Raw genomic sequence first — 19,648 nt, 5'->3', positions numbered from 1 at the left:
GATCGAGGTCTGCCCTGGAATTGTCCTCCGCACTCATTCGGTTCTGATTGATCAGCACGAAGGTCGAGAGAAAGATGGCCTCGACCGAGGCGAACATAGCCAAGATGACCAGTGATGGGTCCCAGGGCCTGACAAAGCTCAGGATGCCGAGATTGAGGGCGATCCAGATCCCGAAGAAGACAATGTGCAAGTAGACGAAGACCATGCTTCCTGCGAAGCCGCTTATCGCTGCGGCCGCGCGCTCCTCCAGCGATGCGGCCGTGGCTTCTCGTTTCCGCCTCTCGATCAGCGCCTCAATGTTTCGCGCCAGGGCAGGGGCAAGGCCTTCCGGCGCCGGCTTGGTTGGCGTGAACTGACCGTTGCTTTTCGATGCTGCCATCCGTCCAATCCAGTCTCTTCCGTCTAGCCAGCCTAACTCGCCGATCGACAATTCGCTCCGTTGAGGGTTCTCGGATGGCGGATATTTGGAAGAATCCTCTGTCTAAGATCGGTGGCGCCGCGTCACACCGGGTTGCCTCTTGCACCGGCGTTGTGCCAGGCCCAGCCCGGCCTATTTATGGGACATGCCCGGGCGCCGAAAAACCGAACCGACCGCCAAATTAATGGCTGAGTGGCCGCTTTCACCGGCGGCGACTCTGGGATCGTCCATGCGGGCCAGGGGCATTTTCCTCGAGATCCGCGCGCGCCTTCCTGCGCAATTGAGAAAGCTGCTTCACATCGAATCCCGCGTGCTCACCTTGCGCCTGCCGGAGGGCGTCGATGCCGATGTGCAAGCGGCAGCGGCTATCGTGTCCAAAGCCATGCGCGACATCGAGGACCTTCCGGTCATCCCTCGCGAAGTCGAGGACATCCTGACGATCTCGTCGGGCGAGCGGCACCGCTGGCTGAAGGATGGTCGGTTGCAGAGCTCGGGGACCAGAACGGTCAAGCTTCGCGGCCGCGCCAGAAAGATCACCTTCCACGTCTTCGACCCGCGCCACATCGAGGATGTGCTCGATTGCGATCTGGTCACCGTCTGGCGCGAGGAAGACGCGGCTACCGCCGCTGAGAACCGCCGGCGCGCCGCCGCAAGAGCGGCTCTGAAGCGCGCGCAGAAAAAGAGCGGCGGAGCCGCAAGTCATACCCATGACGAGGCGGGCCTCAGAGGCTGGGAAGATTTCGATTTGGACGGGCTTTTGCGCTGACGGGTGCCGAAGCGGCGCTCCCGCGAGCATGTAATCGTCCGTCGAGAACTTTGCTAGTCGTATAGGTTGCGAGGTCCACGATCACAGTCCGATCGGCGATTGCCGTTTCGACCTTGGCCTTAACGAAAAAACGCCGGAGCATTTGCCCGGCGTTGTCAGTTGCAACCGTCCGGTCCCTGCACATATTTGAAGTAGTGCAATCTCGCGTCATGTCGCGTTCCTTCGATCTGTGGAGGATATTCGGATGGCGTCCCGCCGCTCCTGGGCCTAGGCCAACAGCCCCTACTGGTGGTCGCAGGTCGCGAGCTGGCTCAGTAGCAGGAATTCTGCCGCCAGCGTGATATCTCGATCAGAACATTCGATCTGTGGATGCACCGTCTGGTGAGCAGCGAAGACCCCTGCAAACGTGCGGAAAAGCTGCAGAATCTGCGTCGGAAGAAGACCCGACGGCAGCGCAAGACGCCGCAGCCGAAGTGTTCCCAAAGGCGGCCGCGGTATCGCTACGGCAAGCGCACGGACAGCGGTCCGATTGCGCTCCGGGCGTTCTGGAGCATGCATGTCGAGGAGATGCCATGGCGAGTACGCCGCCGCGCTCGGACTTTCGCGACATGCGCTGCGGATCTGGCGCGATCGCCTGGAAGAATCTGGCGACGAAATGGACTGGCGATCGCTTCTTCATCCGAGTGCCCGGGCCCAATTAAGCAGCGCTGCTAATTGCACGCGGCGCCAAAATCGCTTGACACCCGACGCGGTGGACGGCGCTGAGCCGGCGCCGGTTCAGCGACGAACAGAAGCGGGCGACCGTGCAGGAGACGCAGAAGCCCGGCGTTGCCGATGCGCAGGTCTGCCGCCGCCATGGCATTGCCACGAGCATGGCCTTCCGCTGGCGAGAAGATTTCGGTCTGACCGCCCGCAAGGCGCCTGAACTGGCTCTGGTTGACATCGCCGACGGAGCAGAAAGCGAGCCGCCGGCGCTCGCCGCCTTACGCGATCTCGTGCGGCCGCCGGACGGAATGGTTGCGATCGAACTGGATGATGGGCGACGCGTGTTCGCACCGGCGGGCGCGTCTGCGGCCGCGGTCAAGCGGCACTTGGCCGGCAAGGAGAAGGCATCATGATCGTCGTTCCGGCCGGCGTGAAAGTGCAACTGGCGTTGGGTCACACCGACATGCGCAAAGGTCTCGATGGGCTCTCCACGCTGATCCAGGAGCATCTGAGAAAGATCCGTTCTCGGGTCATCTGTTCGTCTTCCGCGGCAAGAATGCCTCGCTCCTGAAGATCCTTTTTTGGGATGGAACAGGACAATGTCTGTTCACCAAACGCATGGATCACGGACAGCTCATGTGGCCGCGCCTAGCTGAGCCTGGCGGCCCGGTGACGTTGTCGCCGGCGCAGCTGGCGATGCTCATCGAAGGCATCGACTGGCGTACGCCGGAGCGCTTCTGGCGCCCGCTCCCGGCCGGCTGAAAAGCGCGGCGAAATTGCGTCAAATCGAGCGAAGTTGCTTCTTCGAAGCCGCCAATTCGAGTAGAATTGTACAGGCGGCTCGACCTCGACAATCTGCCCCGCGAACCGGCTCTCCTGCAACATCTCGTGCGCGACATGGCGGTCGCGACGGTGAGATCGAGCGCCTCAAATCCATCATCAAACAGCTGCAGCGCGCGCAGTTCGGCCGCCGTTCCGAGCGGCTCGATCCTGATCAACTTGCGCTCGGACTGGAGGACCTCGACGGCGATCTCGCCCGGGAAGAAGAGAGCGGTCCGCGTGCCGAACCGAGGGGCTTGCAGGAAAGCTCGTCTAGTTCGGCCTGGGCGATCCGCTTTGGTTTGACGCAACTCGAGCCGTCCTGCGGGATTTCATTCTCACTCTCGAGTACTGCGATCGACGCAGCGATTGATGGGGCTGGTCTCGTCTTGGGACAGGCTTCGCTGGTCGCCAGTGAAATTGCGAGTGGGAGGCTAGCGGTGGCGTGTGATTGTTGGATGGCTCTCTCCGAGCCATATGCATTAGCTTGGAACCCCGCAACGCTAGACCGGCCGCACGGCAGCGAATTTAAGAACTTCGTGGTTCGGGCAACCCGAAAGTTCAACCGACAGCCGGAACGATAACGGTGTGATCATCTGAGGGGGGGTTGCCCCGCCTGTCGGCGGTGGCGGCAGCAGATTTGATCGACCTCTGTGGGTCACACAGGGACCCACAGACCATCCCGCTCACACTCCTTGACCGCAGTTGGCCGAAGAGGTCGAGGAAGTATCTTTCGATCGCCGCTCGCACAAACTAAATCCTGGTTGCTGCACGGAAGTTCGTACTTGTGTCGCGCGAAGATGCCAGGGGGCGACCTCATGAAAAGCGACTCCTTCTCCTATCCTCCTCGGGGTCTGTCGCGTGAAGAAGCCGCCCGGTACGTTGGCGTGGGCGTGACCAAATTCGATCAAATGGTCGCTGACCACCGCATGCCGAGGCCGAAGAAGGTTGACGGCCGCGTGATTTGGGATCGCTTGAAACTCGAAGCGGCGTTTGCCGAACTACCTGGAGACGATGATGAGAATATCGTCGACTTCCTGTTGCAAGGGAATCATCGCAGGGAATAGATTCATTCTGCCATGACCGACAAATATCCCGGCCTCTCCTCCTACACCGATCGCCATGGAAAACTGCGGTGGCGCTATCGGACGAAGGAGCGTGTGGTTAGTCTGCCAGCCCCCAATCAGGCGGGTTTCAAGGAGGCCTACCAAGCGGCGGTCGAGGGCCGGAAAATCCCAAAGGCTCCCGTCGTCCGTATGCCCGGAGCCGCCCTGCCCGGCACGTTTGGAGCGGCCTTTCAGCGGTTGAAGATCTCGGTCAAGTGGCTGGCGCTTGACGAAGCCAGCAAGCGCAAGAACACGCAGCTGATCGAAGAGTTCCTAGAACTCCGGGTGGTCGCAGATCACCCGCTCATCTGGCGGGATGTACCGGTAAAGAATCTTCGACGTATACATATTGAAGAGCTTCTTGGCCGCTTCATCGCCACGCCCCACAAGGCCAAGCATCTGCTGGTGGGCATACGCAAGCTGGTCTATGTCGCGCTGCGGCAAGATTGGATCGAAATCGATCCTACAGCGGCGGTCGAATGGCGTCCCGCTTATGCCGGTTGGAAGGCATGGCCGCGCGAGGCGATGGCGCAATTCGAAAACCGTTGGCAGCTCGGGACCGCCGCACGCACTTGCTATGGTTTGGCGCTCTGGCTCGGCAACCGTCGCGGCGACGTCGCCGGTCTTCGCTGGGTCACCCGTCGTGTCTTCATCGATGGCATCGAGCGTCACTTCGACGGGTTTGGTATCGTTCAGGCCAAGAACAAGGGGCGAACTGGCGGTAAGCGGCTTTTCGTGCCTATCACACCAATGCTCTCCGAGATTTTGGATGCGGCCGACAGTCGCGGCGAGACCGTGTTGGTCAACGGCTATGGAGAGCCGTTCTCCGCCAAGTCGCTGACTGGAATGATGGCACATTGGTGCAAGCTTGCCGGCCTGCCGAAGGGGCTGACCCTACATGGACTAAGGAAGTCGCTTGGCGTCTATCTGGCCGAGGCAGAGGCTTCGACCAGGCAGCTCATGGATGTGCTCGGTCACGACGACATCGATCACGCCGAGCTCTATTCGCGCGAGGCTTCGCAGGTTCGGCTGGCAGTACAGGGCATGGATCGAGTCGTGCGTCTCGTAACTCGCAAGCCCATGCTTGGCGAACCTATTGGCGAACCCTGTGGCGAACCACCCTATAAAGCATTGATAAATAACGACAATGGTGGTGCTGGCAGTCAGTGGCGAACCGGTCTCTGTTTGATTTTCCCTGTTAGGGGGCAAAAAACAGGGATTTTCAGCGCTTTTCCGGACCCCGAGCGAAATTCGGCCTGAAATCCTGCTGCAATTTCAATATCCTGGCAGAGAATTCCCTAGCCGGCCTAACAGGGAAAGTCTGCAGGTCTAGCAGGGAACTTACATTGTTGATCTCTGCGGGTCGACCGTAGGAGGCCAGAAGGTTCGACCGCCCCCGGGGCTCAGCAATTCAGCGCAGTCAATCGATGTGAGCCGGCGCTTCGTCAGGCAACAATGCCCCACCAACAGTTACCCTTACGGAAATGGTGTGGCGCGGCAGAACCGTGATCGTTGCCGGTGCGTCACGGTCTTCGCCAGCTTGCTCTAGTTCCTTGATCAACTCGCGGATTGCCTGGTGATCCCCGGTCACAATCTGCCGGACGCGATCATTGTCCGGACGGCCTGGAGTGACAATGCTGTCGAGCGTTTCGCGCAGGGTAGTGCGCGCAAAGGTTAGGGTGAAATGTTCTATAATGAACCAGGTAAAAGGCACTGCCGATTTGAAAGCCTCGTTGTGTAATTCCATTAGGCTGGTAGGTCTTCCTACAGTCGATCGAAGCCAAATGCCCGCGTCAATACCACCATTTCTCGCCAAGAAATCTCTGAGTTCCAGTCCACCGCTGTAGTCAAAGATTTTGGAAGATAAGCTACGAGTATGAAGTGCACGCACCTTTGTGCGAGTGACGTTTGGTAAGGCAGGAGTTTGCGGACAGAATAGTCCATATCGAAGCGCATCATCGCCAAGAATCGTGGCGAGCCGGCGTAAGCGTATCTGCTGCTCGTTATCAACGGCCCGAAACATGGCTCGATCGTCGTATTCGCCCGAGGTGGAGTTCCTAAAAAGTCGCTTTGCTTGGACCAGATACGCCTTGGACCAATTTTCCTTGGGTAGTATTCTGTTGTCGTAACTGAGAACAAGTCCGAAATCGGATTGCGAGACGTGGCGTTCCATCGCTGTGTTGTGTGGATAGGTGTCCAGCGTCACCTCAAAATCGAGGCCATCGCCTGCCGCGGCGAGATCTATGTTAAGCTGATCCAAAGTGTAGGAAAGCCTCTCCTCGGCTCGTTGGGTATCGGCGTCGAGCAATGCGCAAAGCTCGTTAGTGAGGGCCGGTTCGTCCGGAGGATGCTTCCGAAGCATTCGCTGAGACAGAGCCTGGTCGACGCCGTCCAGGAATTTGATGAGGTGCTTAAGATGCTGTGGTCCGAACATTGATGGGCTCAAATCTGATGGTCGAATGGAATGTTGGACATAACCGCTGGCCGTCTAAACTTGTTGAAAACTGACTTTGGCGTTCTTCCTCTGCTAGCTTTCGTTCCATGAACAACCGAACTGCTACTCTCCATTACCCGGGCGCGATACGTCAATATCTCTCATTAGCTGAAAACGATCGTCATAGGACCGATTGAGACAGGGGCGATCTCCACCGCATGCATTTCTGTGCTGGAGCCATTCGCGTTGGTTGGCCAGCAACGCCTTACGCACCTTCATGTTGTCGAAGCCCCGAATGTACAAATAGATGGCGTTCATCGCTCGGTCCTTCGCCCACAAATGGTCGTCCGAGCACACCGCCTTTTCGGTCAAAGTTGTTGCTTTCGAGCAGTCGAAACTCGGACTCCCAACACCGGTCGGCTGCTGGTGATCTGCCATGAACGAGATTGTTTCTAGGCAGACGAGGAGAGCGCCTCGGCTCTTTATCGCCGATTTCACCTCATCGAGCATCGGCGTCCACAAGTCTATCCAATTGTCCTGGCCTGCAATCCGGTTACCTTCGTCAAAAGCTTCCCTGACGGCCCGATCGATGACGTCGGCGCCCGGCGAGTTGGCAACTACCAGGCTCCGTCCGCCCATGGCACGTGCCTGTCGTAGAAGCGGGCCGGTTTGGAAATCGTCCCCACGCTGGCGAAGGTAGGCCACTTCACTGCCGTTAGGCGGTACCCAAATCGAGATGCATGAAGTGATTGAAATCGGTCTGCTTGTAGCCTGCGTAGGCTTCGCCTTTGCGGAAGCCGAACTTTTCATACAAGGAGTATGCGGCTTGGAAGGAAGGCCCACTGCCGGTCTCCAGCGATAACCGCCGTATTCCTCGTGCCTTCGCGGCATCGATGATGGTTGTCAGAATGCGGGCACCGACACCGCGCCCTATAAAGTCCGGGTGCGTTCGCATCGATTTTATCTCACCGGTTCCATCATGAAGGAGCTTCAACGCCCCGATACCCGCGATCCTGGAGCCTTCCCACACACTCCAAACCGTCACTTCGGGCCGCTGCAAATCGGATAGGCCAAGGAAGAGCGCGCCCGGCGGAACGTTCGCGCCATCCCGGCCAAATGCAGGGCAATCAAATCGCGGGATTGCTGGTCGGATAGGTCGTCCTCACGGACCGTCATCATTTTGCTGACCTTTGTTCGAGCGCCACCTACAGGCCGCCCATCGCCTCAGTCGAACGCTAGTTGGGTCCGAAGCTACTTGTAAGAGCCGCCAACCGCTTTCTTCGGATCGTCTCGAGTTGACTACCAACGCGGTTCGAGCGTTGGTCGGTGCATGAAGGCCAATTCAACGACGCGGCTATTGAAGTGGGAACGGCTCGCCCTGTTGGGCGATTTCTCGGCCATCCCGATCCGCTTCACTTGGAATCAATCAGACCGCTTCGCCCATTTCCTCAATGGCTATGAGATCGCCGGCGGGATCGACCGCCTCGCCGAGATATCGAACGCCATGTCAGCCGAGTTCCGACGGACTAGCCAGTGGCGAGGAACGGCGCTCGAGCTCTGGCTTTGCCTCTTCTTCCAGCATCGCACACGTCGTCATACGGGATCGGAGGAAAACGATCCGGGGCTCGACGATCTTTGCGACGCCCTGCGGAAGGCGCTCAACCGCTTGAGTTACGTTGAATCCGAATTGCTGACTTCGCGCTTAGCGCAGCATGCCTTCTGGACAGTGTCGGGCGGCCCCTTCAGCCGCTCAATTTCGGCATTCGCCTGATCGATGTAGTCGTGAATGTCGGCCGTACGCGGCTCGATCGTTTCCATACTGGAGCGAAACTCGATCCACTCCTCAATGGGTGCAAAAGGGCTTGGAGGGTCGATAAAACCCCAAAACTCGCCGTCCTCATGTTCAATCCAAGATAGCAGAGTACACTATATAGTTGAATAACTCATGGAGCGAGAGGGAAAATCGGCTCCATATAACAGCTATCGCGCTTGGCCCCGCCGCCCCGCCTGCCGAGATTTACAACCGTGCTTCGCGTAGTTAAGAACGGTGTCGCCAAAAAATTTGGCATGAGGCGACCTCGTGCAAGCGGCATGCCAAAATATTTTGTCATGGGTGTAAAGCATCAGGTCGGCAGTGCAAAAATATTTTGGTGGCCTAATTCTAGGCCGGCGAGCAAAAACTTCTGATTTAAAACAAAATTCCATGGGGAATTTCGGTGAACGGCGCATTTTTTCTATATGCGTGAATCGGCGGCTCTGAGATCTTTTGGGCAATCGCGCTCTCCGTCCCGCGCGCAATGCCAGAGGATCTCATGCCCGCCAACATCTATACCGTTTCGATCGACGCCCTTGTCCCCTACTCCAGAAATGCCCGCACCCACTCCAAGAAGCAGATTGCGCAAATAGCCGACAGCATCGTCGAGTTCGGCTTTACCAACCCCATCCTGGTCGATGAGAGCTACAACGTGCTCGCCGGTCACGGCCGCCTTGCCGCGGCTCGTCATCTCGGGTGGAAGGAAGTACCTACCCTTTCCATCACGCATCTCAGCGAGAAGCAGAAGCGCGCTTACATCGTCGCCGACAACCGCATCGCCGAGAAGGCCGGCTGGGATAAGGAGATCCTGGCCATTGAGCTTCAGGCGCTTGTCGATCTGGATTTTGATGTGAGCCTCACCGGCTTCGATATCCCAGAGGTCGACATGATCATCGGCGAGTTCTCGCCGGACAACCAGGACGATGCCGACGAGGAGGATGAGATCGCCTTGCCGGACAAGGCAGCCGGTCCCGCCGTCACTCGATCCGGTGATCTCTTCCTGCTAGGCGATCATCGGCTGATCTGCGGCAACGCTCTTTCGGCCGAGGTCTTTGCAGCACTCATGCAAGGCGAAAAAGCGTCAGTGTGTTTTACTGACCCGCCCTACAACGTGCCTATCGGTGGTCACGTCACTGGTCTCGGCAAGACACAGCATCGTGAGTTCGCGATGGCTTCTGGGGAAATGTCGGACGACGAGTTCGCCCGCTTCCTCGAGCAATCGTTCGCTGAGATCGCTGCCTTTTCCAAACAGGGCGCGATTGCCTTCGTCTGTATGGACTGGCGTCACATCGCGGAGACCGTTGTTGCGGGCAAAGGAGCTTTCGGCGACCTGCTCAATCTGTGCGTCTGGAATAAGACCAATGCCGGCATGGGTAGCCTCTACCGCTCGCAGCATGAGCTGGTCTTGGTGTTCAAGAACGGGAGAGAGCCGCATCGCAACAACGTCGAGCTCGGCAAGCACGGCCGTCACCGCTCCAACGTCTGGACCTATCGCGGAATCAACAGTTTTGGCGCCGACCGGATGGCAGACTTGGCGTCGCACCCGACCGTTAAGCCGATCAACCTGGTTGCCGATGCGCTGCTCGACGTCAGCAAGCGCGGCGATGTGGTTCTCGATCCATTTGGAGGCTCGGGAACCACGCTGCTTGCAGCGCAGAAGACCAGGCGCCGAGCCCGGCTCATCGAGATCGATCCTCATTACTGCGATCTCATCGTCCGGCGCTTCGAAAAGCACACCGGAAAGCAGGTGACCCTCGCGACGACCGGCGAGACTTTTGAGGAGCTCAGCGAACGACGCGCCAGGGAAATTGTCCTGGCGCCCGAAACGGCGAAGGCATCGGCAATGCAATCTGAAAACGTGGAAGGTGTGCTGTGAGCGGTCGAAAGGGAAACAGAAAAAAGCCTACCAACTACGAGGTCGGCTACGGGAAGCCGCCGTCGGAGCATCAGTTCGCGAAAGGGCAGTCGGGCAATCCGAAGGGCCGCCCGAAGGGCAAAAAGAACATCGACACAATGCTTCGAGAGGCGTTGTTCGCGCCGATCCCGATCCAGATGAATGGCAAGACCACAAACGTGTCTGCGCTTGAGGCCATCGTTCTCAAGTTGCGCAACAACGCGATCGCCGGCGACTACCGCTCGGCAGTGCAGGCCATCCAACTTGCGATACGTGCGCTCCAGCCAGAGGAGAGCGAATCCAGTGCCATCGCCAGCCCTCTCGATCAGAACGTGATGATGGACCTCATGCGCGACTACCTCGAGCATCAGGACTCGGCCGCGAACGACGACGGTCCCAAAACCGATGAGGCAGAGTGACGATGAATGCGCCCTTCCCCGACCACCAGAAAATTGGGTCCCGGTCACCCGCGGCCCCTACTGGTTTCCAGATGCTGATGGAGCTAGCTCGAAACGACCTGGCGACCTTTGTCGGCTTGGCCTTCTCGGCTGTCGATCGTTCGACTTATTTGCCCAATTGGCACATTCGCGCAATCGCCTACCAACTCGAACGGGTCGCGCTCGGCCAGTGCAAGCGACTGATCATCACGATGCCGCCCCGATCGCTGAAATCAGTCACCACCTCGGTCGCCTTCCCGGCTTGGATTCTAGGCCGCGATCCGTCCAAGAAACTGATTTGCGTGTCCTATTCGCAGCCGCTTGCTGTCAAACATGCGAACGATTTTCGAAACGTCCTCGACACTGCTTGGTATCGGTCTATGTTCCCGACCTTCAAGATCAGCTCGCGCAAAAACACTGAGAACGAGCTGCAGACGACGCTGGGGGGCGGCCGATTGACCACCTCCGCCGGCGGTCAGCTGACTGGCCGCGGTGGCGACATCATCATCATCGACGACCCCCTAAAGGCGGAGGTTGCCCATTCCGAAACCGCGCGTAGCAAATGCGCCGAGTGGGTCCGAACGACTTTGATGTCGCGCTTCGACAACCCGACTACCGGCGCCGTGATCCTTGTGATGCAGCGTCTCCATGTCGATGATCTGGCAGGCGTCCTTTTGGGGGCGGGCGGTTGGGACCACCTCAACCTCTCCGCAATCGCCGACGAGGACGCGCGAATTCCACTGAGCGCAAGTCGCTGGCACGCGCGCAAGATCGGTGACCTGCTCCATTCTGCTCGACTCGGAATGCCTGAGCTTGACAGACTTAAGCGCGATCTCGGGTCGCTCACCTTTTCCGCCCAATACCAACAGTCTCCAGCCCCGGCGGATGGCAATATCGTCAAGCGCGCCTGGTTTCGTTACTACGACCCCGCTCAGCTCGAGCGGCGTTCGATGACGATCGTGCAGAGCTGGGACACCGCCCTGAAAGGCGATCCGAGTTCAGACTATTCCGTTGGTACGACTTGGGCAAAAGACGACAGCAACTACTACTTGCTCGATCTCGTTCGCGTCCGGGCGGCGTACCCGGATCTCATCCACACAGTCAAAGGATCGATCGAAAAGCACGAGCCGGACATCGTCCTCATCGAAGACGCCGGGTCGGGATCAAGCTTGATCGCCGACTTGGAATACCAAGGCATCCCGACAAGACCCGTGAAAGCTCGGACCGACAAGGAGAGCCGGCTGTCTCGGGTCTCGGCCATGATCGAGAACGGCAACGTTCATCTGCCGAAAGACGCGCATTGGAAGGACGATTTCATGTTGGAAGTGCTCGCCTTTCCAAATGGCAGGCACGACGACCAGGTCGACTCCATGTCCCAGGCTTTGATCTGGATGAAGGACGATAAGCCGACAGGCGGGTTTTATATCGGGAAGTGCTAACCGGTCCGTTGACCGATCCATGTCTGCAATGGGGCCGTGTATGGACGGCCCTCCGTTGGCAAGGGTTTAATTGAGCGTTCTGCAGTTGCTGGTTGGTGCGGCCATGTATCCGACCTGTAGGTGCGGCTCTTCATGAGCCGCTGGCCATAATGCCATTCGCGCGGTTCAGGTCCCGATCGAAAGCTCGCACTCGAAGTGCACGGCCCCAGTGGATTTTCCCGATCCGGCGGTTTCAACCGGCTTTGTGCATTAGCTCCTGTCCGCCCTTTCCAACCTCGGCGATCGCGCGCCTTGTTTCGTTCTATGCGATGACCGGCTCTCTGTAGCGCTTGCCGCCGGTCATCAATGCCCAGACCATGCGGGCTGTCTTGTAGCCAGCGCAACCGCCGCGACCTTGGTTGTTCGTCGTGCCATCAACTGCACGAGCCAGGGGCGCCTGGTCCCGTTCCGCTCGGCGTAGCGGATGACTGCCATCGCCCCGACGACGAGCAACTGGCGCAGGTAGCGATTACCTGCCTTGGAGATGCTGCCGAGCTTCTCCTTGCCCCCGCTCGAGTTTTGCTTCGGCACGAGCCCGATCCAAGCCGAGAGGCATCGCCCCGACTTGAATGCGTGCGGATCAGCGACGGTCGCAACGAACGCACTCGCCAGCAGCGGGCCAACGCCCGGAATCTCCATTAACCTGCGACCCAGTTCGGTCTCTCGCGCACTCGCCCGGATCCGGCGATCGTTTTCGAGGATCTGTTCCTTCACGACACGAAGCTGTGCTTCAAGCATCCTTAGGCAAAGCCGTGCGTCGGCAGGTATCCTGGCATCGTTCTCGTCGTTGATGACCACGAGAAAGTTGCTCAATTCCATTCCGCCCGATCGGCGCCACGACCCCGAACTCGGATAGGTGCGCCCGCAACGCGTTCGATATCTGTGTGCGCTGGCGGTTGAGCATCAATCGAACCCGGTGCAGCATCATCACACTCTGCTGCTCGGGCGACTTCACCGGCACGAAGCGCATCGTCGGTCGTGTCACGGCCTCGCAGATCGCCTCTGCATCTGCAGCATCATTCTTCTGCCGCTTCAGATACGGCTTCACGTACTGTGCCGGCAGCAGCCGCACATCGTGGCCACGCGCGATTAGCTCGCGAGTCCAATAATGCGACGAACTGCACGCCTCAATCCCGACAAGGCATCGCTGCAAACTCTCAAAGAACGGCAGCACACGCCCACGCGTCAACTTCCTGCGAACTGCAACCTCACCAGCCGCATCCACGCCGTGGACTTGAAACACGGACTTCGCAATATCCAGACCGATTGTCGTAACGTTGCTCATCATAGCGCTCCTCCAGCTCTAATCCCGCGATTGTAGCGCGAGGCGGAGGAGAGCCGTCCACAGCATCACAAGCAGACCGCCTGCTTATAGTCGTCACAAGCGCTTAGCGGACGCTCAACAGACGGCTTAAAGGTCTCATACTCGCCCAAATCGGAACCTGTTCAAGGGCTGGACCTCCGGCTGGAAGTGCCCCCCTAGGAACCGTTCTTGAAGGCGATCAGGATCGTCCCTGGTGGGACCTCCTTGGCGTCTAAGTCTACCGTATCAAATGGGTGCGCACCGTCAGCGAGAAACGCGTCGATCATGGCCTGCCGCTCTTCTGAGTTTCGCCATGACTGTTGGGGGAACCGCATAATGGGAGAGTCTGCAACGCCCTCGTACTCCACGACAATTCCCGCAAACTCGGTTTTGGCGACTACACGATTGATAATCTTATCCACCTCCTTGTTGTAGGTGTGGATGACGTGTTGGATGAAGGCCGTGTCACCATCCGATGCTTTCAGAAGGCGCTCAATTGTTCTGAAATTCGCAATAGGTGTCTTTTCGTCACCGAAGAACATCCCCGCATTATCCGATGTCACGATCAGCGGTTCCACCACAAGAACGAACGATTCAAACAGGGGTGGGTTGTCTGGTGGCAACCAGGACTTCATCGCGCCAATTCCGGCAGGCGTGCTCAAGAACTTCTGGATCGCCTCAGACTGCCGAAAGGCTTTCGAGACACCATCTTGTCGTAGCGCCTTGAGCTGATCCTTCGCCCACCTAGGCGGTATAGGCCCCTTCAGTTCGCAGACAAAAAGGACGTAGCCGAGCGTGGGTTCCTCGCAAATGACGAGCAGGTCTATGTCGGCGAGTTGCGGGTCGAACTGGGACAGGGAAATCTCAGTAAGGCATCGAAATCCGGCCGCCTCGAAAGCAGCTTTCACTCTTGCAACGAACCCAACGCCGAGCTCCCCACTAACATTGCGCAGGAACAGCTGTGGGCGTCGGATAGCGACCACCCTCAAGACATTGACCAGTCCTTCGTGAATGGTGAAATCCACCGGCCTCAGTACGATCCGTCTTGTCCCCGCTCCCTCTCTCATTAAAGAGAAATACGACGCATCAAGCTTCTCACGATGCTTTGCAACATCGAAAACCATGTCGTCTAGAGCGCTCGCTATTCTGGAACGCGGCAATCCCGTTCCTACCTCCAAGTCGTTCAAAAGCTCGTCGTACTCAATGAAGATGGCTCCGACCTGATCATTGGCCTCGCCAAAGCGCCGATGATAGAGCGCATTGCCAAGCATGAAGCGATAGATGGTTACGAACTCAGCATAGGTGTAGCCACCGAGATCCGCTGACGACGTTGGGTCGAGTATTGAAAAATAGGCGTTCAGCTTTTGATCCACCTCCTGATCGATTTGCAGCGATGCTGCCTCGACATTTTGGGAGATCTGGCCCTCGGCTTCCCCCTTAAGCAGCGCGCGGGCAGTCTCAACGTAAGTGCTACTAGCGAACATCTCGCGCGAAAGCTCCAGATGTTCATTCCATATCGTATAGAACTGCCGTGGCAGTGATGAGTCAGCATAGCGGACCTGTACCTTACCCTCTTCAAACGTCCACTCAACGGCGCCTGGTACATTGTACGAATAGTACAAGAGTTCGCGCAGCGAGAAGTAGTTAACGCAGAAAGAGAGGTCCGACATAAGCGTTTCAATGTCGGGTGGCGGTCCTTCCTTGCCACTTACGAGATGCGAAGCGAGGATCGTTACACCGTGTGCAAGGGACGCAGCCAGGCCAAAAGTTTCTATGCTGGATGCAGCGAGCTCTTGAATGTTGCTAACCAACGCAAGAGCCGCGTTGGCGTCGTATTTGAGGCTCTCGAGCCGCCCGAAATGGTCATCAAGCAGCTGCTCAAACTCTTGAAAAGACTTCATATCGCTCAAACCCTACTCACCGCCTTTGGGGCCAAGCCTTGGGCCCGCTTCGGCCGCACACAGGCGCACCCGCGTGTGCTGCTCGATGCAGAAAAATATGTATTACAACTCCGACAGAGGCACGAACATTCCGCTGTTGCGACAGTTGTCGCGCAATGAGCGGTTCGGGGCGCACAGCTGCCGTTCAGCCCTGGCAAAATTCAACACATGCCAACCATAGTCGAAGCCCGTCTTTACCTTGCATTGTGTGCGCCAACGCATTCCCGCGGTCGGGAGTCTGAGATTGCCACCAAACAACCCAGCCAAACAGCAAAGCAAGCGCAAGGTTGGCGCGCGCTTCGCAATAGTTCGGATCAAGCGCTTCCTGTCGTGCCTGTGTCACGTGACCGGCCGAAACGCACTATCACTGGAGGGAATTGTAGATCCTGCGCGCTACCGTCGGGTCTCCCAGATATCCAGAAATCCCATGTCTGTTTGATGTACCATTTTTCACTCCAGAATAGTTTTCAATCGGCGGCGTGACCGCAAAATTGGCGCTATCGAGCGGATTGAGGGCAACTACATCGCGGGTGTCATAGGCGTTGAACCAGGCCGAAACATTGTTTGGGTACGCGATCGGACTTAGGGGAGTCCGGATCGCACGAATACCCAAAGGACATCCAATCGTCACCAATGTGGGGACTTTCAAGGAGCCGGCCTTTCTCAGAACATCGTATGCGACTACGGATCCCAATGAATGGGCTACTACGATCGTAGGTTCGCTGGTCATGGACGCGAGCACGATTTTGTTGATTTCCTCACGTACAACATCCGACGTCAGATACAAATAAACGTCGCGCGTGAATTCCTCTATCGCGCTAGCACTCATTCCGCCGCCATGCTTGTCGAGTGCCTTCAGGATCGCATGGACCCATTCCCAGTTTAAGGGACCGCGCTGCTTGGGGTTGCTTCCATACTCCGCATCGATTTGAGCATCGGTCACCCCGGCGCCGACAACCAGCTCAGTCGCCAGCTGCGCCTGAAAAGCCATGAACTCGTCTTGTTGACCGCTTCCGCGTGAGTGCACCTGCGACGGCACTTGCAATGTTGATTGTTGCACAAATGCTTCGAGCGCATCGCCGTAGTATGGGAACTCAATGTCGAGACCAGTCGACAAAGTATGGTTTTCGATCGCGAGCGCCGCGACGAGCTCATCTGTCCACTCCTTCTTCAACACCTTGGGATCCAGCCCTTGTTGGCTTCTCCCGTGAACGAAAACGATTTTTGATATCGGAGCAGCATGGCCTCTTGCGGTCGCTCTCAGGAATGCAATTGCAGTAACCAAAGAGAGAAAAGTGCGTCGGTCAAGCATTTTTACGTCCCCTATAGAATTTTATCCATTCCCACAGCATCAAACGTTGTCCATAAACTGTCTTTCAGAAAGGGCTTTAACCGGTTTAACTGGTCAGTCTCTGACCCAAGTACGCGCAGAAACTCCCAGCCCTGCGTCAACATTGGACAAAATGGAACTACGGCCAAGCTGCTAGATGGTTTCTTTCGGGCCAGCATCTCGACGTCGAACAGACCCATTCCTAGGTCATTGCTCATCAAACCCGATACCGAGCGCACGCTGTCCCTGAGGTCGGCGTCCCAATAGGCGTAGGCGGCATAAACACCGAGAGTAGGATCGAGCGACTTCAGAATACGTATATCATCACCGATCTCTTGCCCCTTGCGCTCCCGGGTGGGTCGATTGCCTTCAATCCGAAACGCCCCAAGCGACGTCGCCGCCGCCACAACCGCGTGCAATCGCTTAAGGCGAGCGCTTTCGGAGGCATACTCGGACCATTTAACGCTGTTGGTGGAAGGGACGTAGGTTACGCTGGTGACACCGTCCCCGGAGGCAACGATGTTTCCAATAAAGCCACCGATTGCTGCAACCACGGTTCCAGACCCGTCCCCAAAGCGAATAGCCACGCTCGCCCCGGGGCTCTGAGGCGGCAATTCGATTTTGACCAAGGCGAAACGGCCGCTGCTGCCATCGTCTGTCACAGTGGCTTGGCCAGAAGAGGCAGTTGCTTGGATGACACGCATTCCGGTGACGGAAAAGCCGGTCTGAGTTTCGAAACTCAACGGAGTAGGCGCTGCAAGTATTTGTTCCTTCGTGGCATCAAAGCCTGTGGCTCTGGAGTAGATCGCGACGTCGGTGTTCGTGACATTGAAGGAAACGTTATTCGTCGCAAGCGCGTCGTTGCTGAACGATGCGCCGACCTCCTTCAATGCGAGATCAACGATCGAATTCCATGGGACGATCTTGATATTCGATACTGGGGGCTGCGCTGCGACGTGGGCCTTTCCCATGTAGACGTCGTCGTTGGAGGTGACCTCCACGTCCGGCTGTTGCCGCAGTGTGATGGATTTCAGCTGCGCGCGACGCAAAACCTCCTTTTTGAGGTAATTCTTCAGCAGACGGTTGGGCACCACGGCAACGCCGTTCCGGAGGGTGAGGACCATGTCGGAACTCGACTTCTGAAAGGCATCGAGAAAACAGGCAGTGAAGATTCCCTGGTACCCTTGCGCGATGCTTGTTGAAACCGGTAGTTCCAGCGCCGCACTGCCCGCGCGAGTTGCCATAAACTTGTCCACGTCGGCAACATTTGCCGAACCGGTGTTGTTTGGAAATATGTAGCCACCTTTCACAAAGCTGGCATTCAAACTATCTGGCGTCGACCTGCATGCGTCGGAGATAAATACCACGTTTGGAATACCGCATTCCTTCGCCAGAACAGAACTTTCAAGGAGGCTGATTGCCTCGTTCGGGTTAGCCGGAGCATCCGAGAGCATCCACCACTCGGTGCAGCCGGACATGTAACCATGCCCGGCGAAGTAGACCACGAGCATCTCCATCGTGCCGCGATTCACGAATTCGGCGACCGCGTTGAAAACCGAATTTAGCGACACCTTCCCGTTGTTGGTGTCTACGAGCAGTTTGACTTCGAACGCTTCGGACGTGAGCCAGTCGGCGATTGATTTGGCGCCGTCGGTTGCTGACAATTTCTGGAGACCGCTGATCGAGTCGACCCCGATAACGACCGCCCCCCTGGTGAGCGGCTGGCTTCTCGCAATTTTTGCTCTTGTCAGCAAGGTAGCCGACAATACTGCCGACATCGAGATAAACTGGCGGCGTTTCATCGAATGCCCCCCCCGACGGCGATGGACCCAAAAACACTCCTACAATGTTGAATACAGCACGTTACCCTTATTTTGCCAATAACGTGCGCTTGTTCTGCCGCAGCAAAGGTGATGCCTACGTGCACACCGGGGCGCGAAGCTGCGGTTCTCGAATGAGGTTTTAGGGGGGAAATGCCACTGACGGCCTTGAATCACTTCGTCGGATTTCGTCGTGATCCGTTGACGAACAACAACTACGCCAGGCAACTTTACACCAACGCACTTACGAAGGGATGTTCTACAGTCTCGCCGCCAGTTGGACTTGTTTGCCGCGATTGGCTTCGGCTGGCTTGAGGGCTGTCAAGCCGACCGTGTCAGCTCCGTCACCTGCACGCCAAGCCTGAACGCCTGGCCGTCAGCGTACGAACGCGCGTAGTCCTCGGCTTCGAAAATCAGGGTCTTGCCATACGTGGTCACTCGCACCGACCACTTGGCCTCTCTGGATTTCGACGGCGTGGTGCTCGTGAGTAGCCATACTCTTCCCCGACGGCAGGCGGGGCCATAGCGGGCATTTGCCTTGAGGACGGAAAAGGTTCAAATCGCTAAAGCGGCATCTGTCGGTACACTACGGACTTTCTCCGGAGGAATACCGCGAGAATGGGGATTGAAGGCGGATCACCCGATGGTTGCGCCAAATTACGCGGCTCAAAGATCAACGCTCGCTAAGGCGGCGGGGCTCGGACGCAAACCGCAGCCGACCCCAGCCAAAAAAGCTTCTGCCAAGCGCAAACCTAAGGTAACCTAAGGCTTAGTGCAGCCAGTTCCAGGAGCGCCCGACGCCGGCGCATTGCCAGCTTACAGCGCGTGACGCGACACCGGCGCAGCGGATACCGGCCACTTGCCCACGGTCATGCGTCAGGCGGGCGGTACCTCTCGGCCGCTTCTCTGGCTGCTCGTGCATGATTTGAAATGAGGAACGGCGGCGGCTTCGGTCGAGAGCCGCTTGACCGCTCATTTTCATCTCGTTGAGTCCTGTAGAAGAGCGACGAAATCCGACTGCCGAAACCTGAGTATCCCGCCCGGTGTCCAACATCATGTCTGCGAGCACGACGGTTGCGCCAAGGATGCTGGCTTGGGCTTTGAGAGGCTGAAGCAGGCACCACACTGGTTCTGTTTCGACCACGGTGCTGATGGGAAGTTTCTTGTGATGCAACGCTAGGCCCGCGTTCAATAGCCGCCTTGGATCGTCTGCTCGCTTGTTCCGACAAGCCGCGCGAGATGGGGCACGGCGCTGACACCGATTTATGATCCTGGGTGAGTTTCGTAAGCCGTTTATGATCTTACTTGACTGTGTGTAAAAGTCTCGTCATCGTTAGGTTACAAAAAGTCTTAGCGGAGACTTCAGTCTTGATGAGAGCGCACCC

The 19,648-nt window shown here is 57.6% G+C and carries 18 protein-coding genes and 3 pseudogenes; 13 read left to right on the top strand and 8 right to left on the bottom strand.

The features are described 5' to 3' along the window. Positions 1-379, bottom strand: a 379-nt coding sequence (locus CK219_RS10615; RefSeq protein ID WP_095766685.1) for a DUF1003 domain-containing protein, incomplete at its 3' end; no start/stop codon positions are given. A 268-nt stretch (positions 380-647) separates the two neighbouring features. Here CK219_RS10615 and CK219_RS10610 point away from each other — a divergent pair. From CK219_RS10610 to CK219_RS10585, 8 genes and pseudogenes are all read left to right on the top strand, one after another. Next, entirely contained in the window at positions 648-1,184 is a 537-nt protein-coding gene (locus CK219_RS10610) for a hypothetical protein (RefSeq protein WP_245340442.1), read from the top strand. Between the two features lie 572 nt (positions 1,185-1,756). After that, a complete protein-coding gene (locus CK219_RS32565) occupies positions 1,757-1,885 on the top strand; it encodes a hypothetical protein (protein ID WP_280950882.1) in 129 nt (42 codons plus the stop codon). Positions 1,886-1,987: 102 nt separating this feature from the next. Next, positions 1,988-2,302 carry a hypothetical protein gene (locus CK219_RS10605; protein WP_176476976.1) on the top strand — a complete coding sequence of 105 codons (315 nt, stop codon included), beginning with the start codon at positions 1,988-1,990 and terminating at the stop codon, positions 2,300-2,302. Then, a complete protein-coding gene (locus tag CK219_RS32120) occupies positions 2,299-2,460 on the top strand; it encodes a transposase (protein WP_245340448.1) in 162 nt (53 codons plus the stop codon). The genes CK219_RS10605 and CK219_RS32120 overlap by 4 nt, the downstream gene beginning before the upstream one ends. Further along, complete coding sequence (gene tnpB / locus CK219_RS32115; RefSeq protein WP_245340447.1) at positions 2,424-2,651, top strand: IS66 family insertion sequence element accessory protein TnpB; 228 nt, start codon at positions 2,424-2,426, stop codon at positions 2,649-2,651. The genes CK219_RS32120 and tnpB overlap by 37 nt, the downstream gene beginning before the upstream one ends. A 152-nt stretch (positions 2,652-2,803) precedes the next feature. Beyond that, positions 2,804-2,914 (top strand): annotated as a pseudogene (locus tag CK219_RS32110) (transposase); the annotation flags it as partial. A gap of 612 nt (positions 2,915-3,526) precedes the next feature. Beyond that, positions 3,527-3,775, top strand: coding sequence for a hypothetical protein (locus CK219_RS10590; protein ID WP_095766739.1), 249 nt, complete (start codon positions 3,527-3,529; stop codon positions 3,773-3,775). 12 nt (positions 3,776-3,787) lie between these two features. Next, on the top strand, positions 3,788-5,074 hold the full coding sequence (locus CK219_RS10585; protein ID WP_245340441.1) for a tyrosine-type recombinase/integrase: 1,287 nt from the start codon (positions 3,788-3,790) through the stop codon (positions 5,072-5,074). Positions 5,075-5,234: 160 nt separating this feature from the next. Here the strand turns inward: CK219_RS10585 and CK219_RS31120 are convergent, their stop codons facing one another. The 3 genes from CK219_RS31120 to CK219_RS10565 all read right to left on the bottom strand — a co-directional run bounded on the left by CK219_RS31120 (position 5,235) and on the right by CK219_RS10565 (position 7,278). Continuing rightward, a complete protein-coding gene (locus CK219_RS31120; protein WP_141245322.1) occupies positions 5,235-6,248 on the bottom strand; it encodes a hypothetical protein in 1,014 nt (337 codons plus the stop codon). 123 nt (positions 6,249-6,371) lie between these two features. Then, positions 6,372-6,887, bottom strand: a complete 516-nt coding sequence (locus tag CK219_RS10570) for a lysozyme inhibitor LprI family protein (protein ID WP_095766680.1) — start codon at positions 6,885-6,887, stop codon at positions 6,372-6,374. A 76-nt stretch (positions 6,888-6,963) separates the two neighbouring features. Next, positions 6,964-7,278: a GNAT family N-acetyltransferase gene (locus CK219_RS10565; protein ID WP_245340446.1), complete on the bottom strand. Its 315-nt coding sequence runs from the start codon at positions 7,276-7,278 to the stop codon at positions 6,964-6,966. A gap of 300 nt (positions 7,279-7,578) precedes the next feature. Between CK219_RS10565 and CK219_RS10560 the strand changes: the two genes are divergently transcribed. The 4 genes from CK219_RS10560 to terL all read left to right on the top strand — a co-directional run bounded on the left by CK219_RS10560 (position 7,579) and on the right by terL (position 11,831). Beyond that, positions 7,579-8,019, top strand: a complete 441-nt coding sequence (locus CK219_RS10560; protein ID WP_095766679.1) for a hypothetical protein — start codon at positions 7,579-7,581, stop codon at positions 8,017-8,019. Positions 8,020-8,560: 541 nt separating this feature from the next. Continuing rightward, entirely contained in the window at positions 8,561-9,937 is a 1,377-nt protein-coding gene (locus CK219_RS10555) for a DNA methyltransferase (RefSeq protein WP_095766738.1), read from the top strand. After that, on the top strand, positions 9,934-10,374 hold the full coding sequence (locus CK219_RS10550) for a DUF5681 domain-containing protein (RefSeq protein ID WP_095766678.1): 441 nt from the start codon (positions 9,934-9,936) through the stop codon (positions 10,372-10,374). Before CK219_RS10555 ends, CK219_RS10550 begins: the two co-directional genes overlap by 4 nt. Before the next feature lie 2 nt (positions 10,375-10,376). Beyond that, complete coding sequence (terL, locus tag CK219_RS10545; protein WP_095766677.1) at positions 10,377-11,831, top strand: phage terminase large subunit; 1,455 nt, start codon at positions 10,377-10,379, stop codon at positions 11,829-11,831. Between the two features lie 301 nt (positions 11,832-12,132). Here terL and CK219_RS10540 read toward each other — a convergent pair. The 4 genes and pseudogenes from CK219_RS10540 to CK219_RS10525 all read right to left on the bottom strand — a co-directional run bounded on the left by CK219_RS10540 (position 12,133) and on the right by CK219_RS10525 (position 18,245). Further along, a pseudogene (locus CK219_RS10540) lies at positions 12,133-13,155 on the bottom strand (IS110 family transposase). A gap of 194 nt (positions 13,156-13,349) precedes the next feature. Beyond that, on the bottom strand, positions 13,350-15,083 hold the full coding sequence (locus CK219_RS10535) for a hypothetical protein (protein ID WP_141245321.1): 1,734 nt from the start codon (positions 15,081-15,083) through the stop codon (positions 13,350-13,352). A 394-nt stretch (positions 15,084-15,477) separates the two neighbouring features. After that, entirely contained in the window at positions 15,478-16,425 is a 948-nt protein-coding gene (locus CK219_RS10530) for an alpha/beta hydrolase (RefSeq protein ID WP_095766675.1), read from the bottom strand. 11 nt (positions 16,426-16,436) lie between these two features. After that, positions 16,437-18,245 (bottom strand): caspase family protein, encoded by a 1,809-nt coding sequence (locus CK219_RS10525; RefSeq protein ID WP_095766674.1) that lies wholly within the window; start codon positions 18,243-18,245, stop codon positions 16,437-16,439. Between the two features lie 549 nt (positions 18,246-18,794). On the opposite strand from CK219_RS10525, the pseudogene CK219_RS10520 reads away from it, so the two are divergent. After that, positions 18,795-19,029, top strand: a pseudogene (locus tag CK219_RS10520) (MucR family transcriptional regulator); the annotation flags it as partial. Positions 19,030-19,648: the final 619 nt, after the last annotated feature.

Origin of the sequence: Mesorhizobium sp. WSM4313, assembly GCF_002294725.1 — a bacterium.
Classification (GTDB): Bacteria; Pseudomonadota; Alphaproteobacteria; order Rhizobiales; family Rhizobiaceae; genus Mesorhizobium.
This window is presented reverse-complemented; position numbering and strand designations above follow the sequence as displayed.